The sequence below is a fragment of the Streptomyces sp. NRRL WC-3549 genome (genome assembly GCF_000721935.1).
Taxonomy (GTDB): Bacteria; Actinomycetota; Actinomycetes; order Streptomycetales; family Streptomycetaceae; genus Streptomyces.
In genome coordinates, this window is sequence record NZ_KL585442.1 from 50,132 (window position 1) to 58,330 (window position 8,199).

The 8,199-nt window shown below is 74.6% G+C and carries 7 protein-coding genes; 4 read left to right on the plus strand and 3 right to left on the minus strand.

Going from position 1 to position 8,199, the window contains the following annotated elements:
* Positions 1 to 584 (minus strand): MFS transporter (locus IH13_RS0133690; RefSeq protein ID WP_031090538.1); only part of this gene is annotated, 584 nt, incomplete at its 3' end.
* Positions 585 to 1,152: 568 nt separating this feature from the next.
* Here IH13_RS0133690 and IH13_RS0133695 point away from each other — a divergent pair.
* A complete protein-coding gene (locus IH13_RS0133695; RefSeq protein ID WP_031090540.1) occupies positions 1,153 to 2,250 on the plus strand; it encodes a glutamate--cysteine ligase in 1,098 nt (365 codons plus the stop codon).
* Between the two features lie 12 nt (positions 2,251 to 2,262).
* On the opposite strand, the gene IH13_RS0133700 is transcribed toward IH13_RS0133695, so the two are convergent.
* Together IH13_RS0133700 and IH13_RS0133705 are read right to left on the minus strand one after the other, a co-directional pair.
* The gene (locus IH13_RS0133700; RefSeq protein WP_031090541.1) at positions 2,263 to 3,498 is read right to left on the minus strand and encodes a cytochrome P450; all 1,236 of its coding nucleotides are present in this window, start codon (positions 3,496 to 3,498) and stop codon (positions 2,263 to 2,265) included.
* 129 nt (positions 3,499 to 3,627) lie between these two features.
* Entirely contained in the window at positions 3,628 to 4,572 is a 945-nt protein-coding gene (locus IH13_RS0133705; protein WP_031090543.1) for a polysaccharide pyruvyl transferase family protein, read from the minus strand.
* A gap of 165 nt (positions 4,573 to 4,737) precedes the next feature.
* On the opposite strand from IH13_RS0133705, the gene IH13_RS0133710 reads away from it, so the two are divergent.
* From IH13_RS0133710 to IH13_RS0133720, 3 genes are all read left to right on the plus strand, one after another.
* Positions 4,738 to 5,745, plus strand: a complete 1,008-nt coding sequence (locus tag IH13_RS0133710) for an NAD-dependent epimerase/dehydratase family protein (RefSeq protein WP_031090545.1) — start codon at positions 4,738 to 4,740, stop codon at positions 5,743 to 5,745.
* A gap of 12 nt (positions 5,746 to 5,757) precedes the next feature.
* Positions 5,758 to 7,392 carry a carbamoyltransferase family protein gene (locus tag IH13_RS0133715; RefSeq protein ID WP_031090547.1) on the plus strand — a complete coding sequence of 545 codons (1,635 nt, stop codon included), beginning with the start codon at positions 5,758 to 5,760 and terminating at the stop codon, positions 7,390 to 7,392.
* A 20-nt stretch (positions 7,393 to 7,412) separates the two neighbouring features.
* Positions 7,413 to 8,199: glycosyltransferase family 2 protein (locus IH13_RS0133720; RefSeq protein ID WP_063837529.1), on the plus strand; the 787-nt coding region annotated here is incomplete at its 3' end.

Genomic DNA, 8,199 nt, shown 5'->3' on the forward strand with positions numbered 1-8,199 from the left:
GGTGCGGGAGAGGACTCCGGCACCCGCCGCAGCGCCCGGGCGGCGGGCTTGAGCGTGGGGATGACCGCCGCCACGAAGAGGAAGGAGACGCCGTTGGCCAGATAGGCCGAGGCCGTACCCAGTGTGCCGATCGCCACCGCCGCGAGCACCGTCCCGATGAGCCGGCCGGCACTGTGCACCATCGAACCGAGCGCGATGGCCGACGGGACGTCGTCGGCCGGCACCAGGTCGTTGCCCAGCAGGGCCGTCGCGGGCCCGTCGATGGTGTTCACGGTGCCGGTGACCGCGGCCAGGAGGAGCAGGACGGGCATGCTCAGCAGGTCCAGCCCGATCAGGGCGGCCGTGGAGAAGGCGACCAGCCCGAGCACCGCCTGGCTGACGGCCGCGGTGACCTTGCGGGGCCACCGGTCGACGGCGGCCCCGCCGACGACCCCGAGCAGCAGACCGGGCCCCGCCTGGACGGCCAGCGAGAGGCCCGTCGCGGCGGCGGAACCCGTCACCTGGAGGACCAGCAGGTTCTGCACGGTGAGCTGCATCCAGGTGCCCGCGTTGGACACCAGGTTGGCCAGGGACCACCGGCGCATGCTCGGCGTGCGCAGACAGCGCCAGGGACTGCCGCCGCGCTTCCGGCGGGGCACGGCGGAGCGGACGGACGACGGGACGGGCACACGGGGGGCAGGCACAGCGCAGCACATTTCGATGGGGGCCGGGGGCAGACGCCCGGCGGCCGCCGGGGGAGCGGGAAGCGGAGTCTCGGGTGCCGGGAGGCGGCCTCCTCGCGGTCGGGCCTGCCGTTCCGGCGCCGTACATCTTCACAAACAGCCGTGAGTGCGGCGAAACGGACGGTGGTGCGGGCGGGCCCCGTACGTGTGGCCGAAGGCCCAACTCCCCCGTGCGCGGGGGGCGTCGGCGGCGCGGTGTCCTTGCTCACACGGACGGGCCCGGCGCCAGGCATGACCCGGACGCCACCGGGCAGCAGAACCGTCACGGCCGCCCCGCACCGAGGGGGCGGCGGTCGGCGCCGCCCGGCCCTGGCCGTCCGTGCCCGACGTCCCTCCTCGCCGTACGCTCGTACGTACCATTCCGAGCGGCTCCGAGCCGGTTCGCCGTGACGGTCCGCCCCGCCGCCGGATCCCGCCGACGGCAGAAAGGATGCGCAACGTGCGAACCGTCGGTGTCGAGGAAGAGCTCCTGCTCGTGGACGAGGAGAGCGGTGAGCCGCAGGCCCTCTCCACGGCTGTGCTGGCCCTCGCCGAGCGCCGGGCCGAAGGGGACTCCGCCTTCGAGTCGGAGCTCCACCGCCAGCAGTTGGAATTCGCCACCGAACCGCGCAGCTCGATGAGTGAGCTGCGGTCCGAGATCCTGCGGTGGCGCGCCGAGGCGGCCGCGAGCGCCGCGGAGGCCGGGGCCACGGTGGTGGCGCTGGCGACCTCACCGCTGCCCGTCAGCCCCACCATCGGCACGGGCGAGAGGTACCGGTGGCTGGCCGACCGGTTCGGGCTGACCGCCCAGGAGCAGCTGACGTGCGGCTGCCACGTCCACGTCTCGGTCGAATCGGACGAGGAGGGCGTCGCGGTCCTGGACCGGATCCGCCCATGGCTCTCCGTACTCCTCGCGCTGAGCGCGAACTCCCCCTTCTGGCAGGGCCAGGACACCTGCTACGGCAGCTACCGCAGCAGGGTCTGGGGCCGCTGGCCCTCGGCCGGCCCCGTGGAGCTCTTCGGCTCCGCGCAGGCCTACCACGACCAGGTGCGGGCCCTGCTGGACACCGAGGTGCTGCGCGACCCGGGCATGATCTACTTCGACGCGCGGCTCTCCGACCGCTACCCCACGATCGAGGTCCGGGTGGCCGACGTCTGTCTCGACGCGGCCGACACCACGCTGCTGGCCACCCTGGTGCGAGGTCTGGCCGAGACCGCCGCCCGCGCCTGGCGTGCGGGGGACCCGCCGGACCCGGTCGCGGTCGGCACGCTGCGGATGGCCGCCTGGCAGGCCGGACGTCGCGGGCGGGAGGACCGGCTGCTCCACCCGCCGACCATGCGCCCCCGGCCCGCCGCCGAGGTGGTCCACGCCCTGCTCGACCACGTACGGGACGCGCTGGAGGAGAGCGGCGACCTCGCGGCGGCCGAAGAGGGGGTCAAGGCCCTCCTGGCCCGGGGGACGGGCGCCCGTATCCAGCGGGAGCTGCTGGAGCGCTCCGGCAGCCTGCGCACGGTCGTCGCCGAGTGCGCCGCCCGGACCCGGGGGTAGGGCCGGGCCCGGTCAGCGGACGTCGGCGACGACGAACCCGCTGCGCGGGGCGGTCGGGATCCGGTTCAGCGGGATCCGCAGATCCTGCTCGACCGTCCGGTACGACAGCCTGGCCAGCAGGACCGAGACGGTGGCCAGCACCGCGAGGGTGATGTCCTCGCCCGGACAGCGGTGCCCCGTCCAGGGATCACCGCCGCCCTGCGGCACCAGGTCGTCCCGGCGCGGCGGGCCGTCGGCGAAGCGTGACGGGTCGAAGGCGTACGGCCGGGGCCAGAAGTCCGGGTCGTGGTTCTGGCCGTACAGGTCCAGCAGGACCAGTGTGCCGGGCACGACCGGCCGGCCCAGCCACTCCAGACGCTCGGCCGCCAGCCCCCCGATGAACGGGGCGAACGGGTAGAACCGGCGGACCTCCTGGGCGAACCGGTAGGAGTACCCCGGTTCGTCGGCGGCCAGCGGGGCGCGGTGTTCGGGGTGCTGGTGCAGGGCGTGGGCCGCGAAGGTCACGAACCAGCTGACGGCGACGGTCGGCCGCAGGATGTTCAGTACCTCGACCGCGGCCGTACGCGGGTCCAGGAGCGTCCCGTCCGCCTCGCGGTGCAGGGCCACGGCGCGCAACGGCGTCAGGCCGGACGCCACCGTCCCGGCGCTGCCGGCGTCCGCCGCGGCACGCTCCTGTTCGACCAGCCGCGCCACCCGCGCCTCCTGCCGGCGCCGCGCCCGGCGGGCCCGGAAGTGCCGCGGACCGGGTGTGGCGAAGCCGTCCACCATCGCCACCAGGTCACGGGCGGTCCGCTCCTCCTCGGCCTCGGGCAGGGGCACCCCCGCCCAGGAGTGGACCGCCCGGGTGAGCAGCAGGGCGACCGCGTCGAAGAGGACCACCCGGGAGCGACCGGACCAGACGGCGGTGGCGTCCTCCCACGCGGCGGCGATCTCCTCGGTCAGCGCCCGCACCCGCACGGGGTCGGTCAGCAGCCGCATGAACATGGCCTTGCGCACCCGGTGCGCCTCCCCGTCCAGGGTGTGCACGGCCCCCTGGCCGAAGAGGGTGTCGATCACGGGCTCCGGCAGGGCCGTACGGCGGTGGATGTTGTTCCCGTCGTAGAAGAACCGCGCGGCGGCCGGCCCGTGCAGGGCGATCGCGCGCTTGCCCAGGAGCCGGGTGCGCACCGGCGCGCCCCCGCTCCTGCGCCGGCGGTCGGGCAGCCATGCGTAGCCCTTGACGAGGAGGGGCAGGGTGCTGTCGGCCATCAGGGTCTCCGTCGGTCGGGGGCCGGACCCGGGCCGCACCACGGGGTGTGGGCCCGCGGGACCCTTCCGCCCGGCCGTCCGAGCCGGGTCCCGCAGCCGATCCTCCGCGCACGGGCGGTGCCGCGCGAATCAGCGCCCGCTGTCCAGGTCCCGGAGGCCGCCGGTGGCGTACGCGCCCCGGAGCAGCAGGGCCTGCCGGCGCCGGGCCGCCGCCCGGCCGGCGGGCGACAGGCACCAGGCCCACCAGTCGTCCAGCACGCCCGGGGACACGTCCTCGCAGGGGACCGTCGCGGGCCAGCGCACCAGTCCGGCCTGCGCCGACACCTTGGCGCCGCCCCGCACCGGGTCCACCACCAGCGCCGGTACGCCCGTCCGCAGCGCCAGCACCATGCCGTGCAGGCGGTCGGTGACCATCAGGTCCAGCCGCCCGACCAGGGAGAGGTACTGGTCCGGGGTCCGGCACAGCCGCCAGGTGTCACGGGCCAGCCGGGTGTCGGCCTCCACCCGCGCGCAGTCCTGCCCGGCCAGCCAGGAACCGAGCACCTCCGAGGTCCGCTCGTGGTCGCGCCGGGCCCCGTACTCGCCCTGACCATGGGTCAGGGCGACCCCGACGAGGGGCCGCGGCGGCTCGGAGCGGGCGGCGCCCGCCAGGTCCGCCATCAGCCCCGCCCCGGCGCTGTCACGTGCCAGGACCCGGTGGAAGCCGGCCACCTCGGGCGCCCCCGCGTCCACCACGCTCACCCCGACCGCCACGCGCCGGCACGCGGCGTACCGCTCGTGGAGCCGGAGGATCTGCTCGCCGTGCAGCGGGCCGCAGACGAACACCATCTGCTCGTACGATTCCGGCCGCGCCTCCTCCAGCGTCGGACCGCCCGGTGCGAACACCGGGCTCCACGCCGAATCGTGGGCGACACCCAAACGGCCGAGCGCGTCCGATACGGCGCGTTCGGCGAGGGCGTCCCCGGCGGTCACCTCCCCGTCGCGGAAGCTGAACCAACCTGTGACCAGCACTCGTCCCGACGCGGTGCGGGGGCGGAGCAGGGAGTCGAGTACGGAGGGAAGACCGTGGCGCATCGTCGTTTGCCCTTCCTCGGTTCCGTCCCACCGTATGCCCCGAGATGCAGGGGAGCCGTCCTTCGGCAGGATCCATAGATGAGAACCGAGCGCGGGAACGGCCGGCCGGGCGCCGGCAGGACCGTTTCCGTTCCCGCGCCCCGCACCGGAAGGGAGAGACAGCACATGACGCCTTCGGTAGCAGCCGAACGCCTGCCCTGGCAGCGCGCACTGGTGACCGGCGGAGCCGGGTTCCTCGGCTCGCACCTCTGCGAGCGCCTGCTGGACGGCGGAGTCGGTGTCGACTGTGCCGACAACCTGTCGTCGGGCTCGGCCCGGAACGTGGCCCACCTCGTCGACAGGGCGGGATTCCGCTTCCTGGACTGCGACGTGTCGGACGCCGCCTGCGTCGACGAGCTGACCGGCCCCTACGACCTCGTGCTGCACTTCGCGTGCCCCGCGTCCCCGGCCGACTACCTGCGGATGCCGCTGGAGACCCTGGACGTCGGCAGCCTCGGTACCCGCAACATCCTGAGCGTCGCCGCGAGGGACGACGCGCGCCTGCTGCTGGCCTCCACCTCCGAGGTGTACGGCGACCCGCTGGTGCACCCGCAGCGGGAGGACTACTGGGGCAACGTCAACCCGGTCGGCCCGCGCAGCGTCTACGACGAGTCGAAGCGGTTCTCCGAAGCCCTCGTCACCGCCCACGCGGGCACCCGGGGGACGAACGCCGGGATCGTCCGGCTCTTCAACACCTACGGCCCGCGCATGCGCGCCCACGACGGCAGGGCGGTCCCCACCTTCATCTGCCAGGCCCTCGCGGGCGAACCCCTGACGATCGCCGGCGACGGCAGCCAGACCAGGTCGCTGTGCTACGTCGACGACACGCTCGACGGCATCCTGCGGGTGGCCGCCAGCCGGTCGGTACGCCCCGTCAACATCGGCGGGAGCGACGAGACCACGGTCCGGGAGATCGCCCGCCGGGTCGTCAAACTGACCAACTCCGCCTCCCGGATCGTCTCCATCGACCGGCCCGTCGACGACCCCGAACGGCGCCGGCCCGACACCACACTCGTACGCGAGATGTTCGGCTGGGAGCCGAGCGTGTCCTGGGAAGAGGGGCTGGAGCGCACCATCGCGTACTTCTCCGAGCTGCTCGGCACCCAGGACGAGCGCCCGGCCGGGACCCTCTGAAGGAGCCTGTGCATGCGTGTGCTCGGTATCAACGCCCTGTTCCACGACCCTTCGGCCGCCCTCGTGATCGACGGGCGGACCGTCGCCGCCGCCGAGGAGGAGCGCTTCAGCAGGCGCAAGCACGGCAAACGCCCCGTGCCCTTCTCGGCATGGGAACTGCCCGGACTCGCCGCCCGCTGGTGCATCGACAGCGCCGGTCTGACCCCGGCGGACCTGGACGCCGTCGCCTACTCCTACGACCCCGGGCTCGCCGAGCCCGCCGAACGGATGGGCCTGGACGACCCCTGGGACCACCTGCGTCAGGAGTACGCCCGGCGGGCCCCCGAGTTCCTGGCCGAGGCGCTGCCCGGACTCGACCCCGCCAAGGTCCGCTTCGTCGCCCACCACGTGGCGCACGCCGCGTCCGCCGGGCTCGCCGCGCCGCTGGGCGACTGCGCGGTGCTCGTGCTCGACGGGCGGGGCGAGTGCGCCTCGCAGCTCGCCGGGAACTACACCGGCGGCCGGCTGGACGTCCTGTCCACCCAGCGGCTGCCCCAGTCCCTCGGCCTGTTCTACGAGGACCTCACCGACCACCTCGGATTCCTGCGCAGCAGCGACGAGTTCAAGGTGATGGCCCTCGCCTCGTACGGCACCCCCCGCTTCGCCGACCGCCTCGCCGAGCAGGTGCACGGGCTGGGGGACGGAGGATTCCTGGCCTCCGGGGTCGACTGGGAACGGTACGCCCCGCGCAGGGAACCCGGCGGGCCGTACACGAAGGAGCACGCCGACCTCGCCGCCAGCGGCCAGCGGTGCCTGGAGGAGACGGTCCTGGACATCGCCGGATGGCTCCACGCGCGGACCGGCGCGACGCGCCTGGCCCTCGCCGGGGGAGTGGCCCTCAACTGCGTGGCCAACACCCGGCTGCACCGCGAAGGCCCGTTCGACACGGTCTGGGTCCAGCCCGCCGCCGGGGACGCCGGTACCGCGCTCGGAGCGGCCCTGCACCTGGCGGCCGAGCGGGAACCGGTGCGCCCGATGGCCACCGCGGCGCTCGGCAGGGGCTGGAGCGACGAGGAACTGCGCCGGATGCTGGAGGCGGCGGCGCTGCCCTACGAGGAACCCGAGGACGTGGCCGCCGCCGTGGCGGAGGAACTGGCCCAGGACGGCATCGTCGCGTGGTTCCAGGGACGCGCCGAGTTCGGCCCCCGGGCGCTCGGCCACCGCTCGCTCCTCGCACACCCCGGCCGGGCCGAGAACCTGGAACGGCTCAACGCGGTGAAGGGCCGCGAGGAGTTCCGGCCCGTCGCCCCCATGGTCCTCGCGGAACGGGCCGCGGAACTCTTCGACGGACCACTGCCCAGCCCCTACATGCTCTTCGTCCACGACGTGGCCGAGTCCTGGCGACCCCGCATCCCCGCGGTGGTCCACGTGGACGGCACGGCCAGGATCCAGACCGTCGACGGCGGCAGCGAACCGCTCGTGGCCAGGATGCTCACCGCGTTCGAACGGCGCACCGGGCTGCCCGTCGTCGTCAACACCAGTCTGAACACCGCGGGCCGGCCCATGGTCGACCACCCGCGCGAGGCGCTGGAGTGCTTCGGGTCGGCGCCCGTCGACCTGCTGGCGATCGGACCGTTCCTGGTCCGCCGTTCGAAGGCGTTCACATGACGGCCGGCGTACCGGGACCGATGACCGCAGGCCTTCCCGCCGAGGGCGAGCGGCCGTACCCGGCGGAGGCCTACTCCGTGGTCGTCCCCACCATCGGACGCCGCTGCCTCGACGCCTGCCTGCGTGCCCTCGCCGACGCGGCCCATCCGCCGCCGCACGAGGTACTCGTGGTGGACGACCGGCCGGACGGCGACGGTCCGCTGGACGTGAGCGGCGCGGGACCCCTGGCCGACCGCGTGAGGGTCCTCGCCACACACGGACGCGGCCCGGCCGCCGCCCGCAACGCGGGTCTGCGCGAGGTCGCCGCGCCGTGGGTGGTCTTCCTCGACGACGACGTGACCGTACGGCCCGACTGGGGCGCCCGCCTCGCGCACGACCTGGCCGAGGCCGGTCCGGGGACCGTGGGCGTGCAGGGCCGGCTGACCGTGCCGCTGCCCGAGGACCGCAGGCCCACCGACTGGGAACGCTGTACGGCGGGCCTGGAGGAGGCGGCCTGGGCCACCGCGGACATGGCCTACCGCACCGAGACGGTCCGCGCGGTCGGCGGGTTCGACGAACGGTTCCCCCGCGCCTTCCGCGAGGACGCCGACCTCGCCCTGCGGCTGCTGGGCGAGGGCTGGGACCTGGTGCGGGGAGGCCGCGCCACCCTGCACCCCGTACGCCCGGCCGACCGCTGGGTCTCCCTGCGCACCCAGCGCGGCAACGCCGACGACGTCCTGATGAGCCGGCTGCACGGGCGGGACTGGTGGTCCAGGGCCGAGGCCCCCCGGGGCCGTCTGCCCGGACATGTCTCTTATACACATCTCT

Bases quoted from the DNA above. Each gene is read 5' to 3' on its own strand.
- IH13_RS0133705 (WP_031090543.1), bottom strand. From the start codon at position 4,572: ATGCGCCACGGTCTTCCCTCCGTACTCGACTCCCTGCTCCGCCCCCGC.
- IH13_RS0133695 (WP_031090540.1), top strand. From the start codon at position 1,153: ATGCGCAACGTGCGAACCGTCGGTGTCGAGGAAGAGCTCCTGCTCGTG.
- IH13_RS0133715 (WP_031090547.1), top strand. From the start codon at position 5,758: ATGCGTGTGCTCGGTATCAACGCCCTGTTCCACGACCCTTCGGCCGCC.
- IH13_RS0133710 (WP_031090545.1), top strand. From the start codon at position 4,738: ATGACGCCTTCGGTAGCAGCCGAACGCCTGCCCTGGCAGCGCGCACTG.
- IH13_RS0133700 (WP_031090541.1), bottom strand. From the start codon at position 3,498: ATGGCCGACAGCACCCTGCCCCTCCTCGTCAAGGGCTACGCATGGCTG.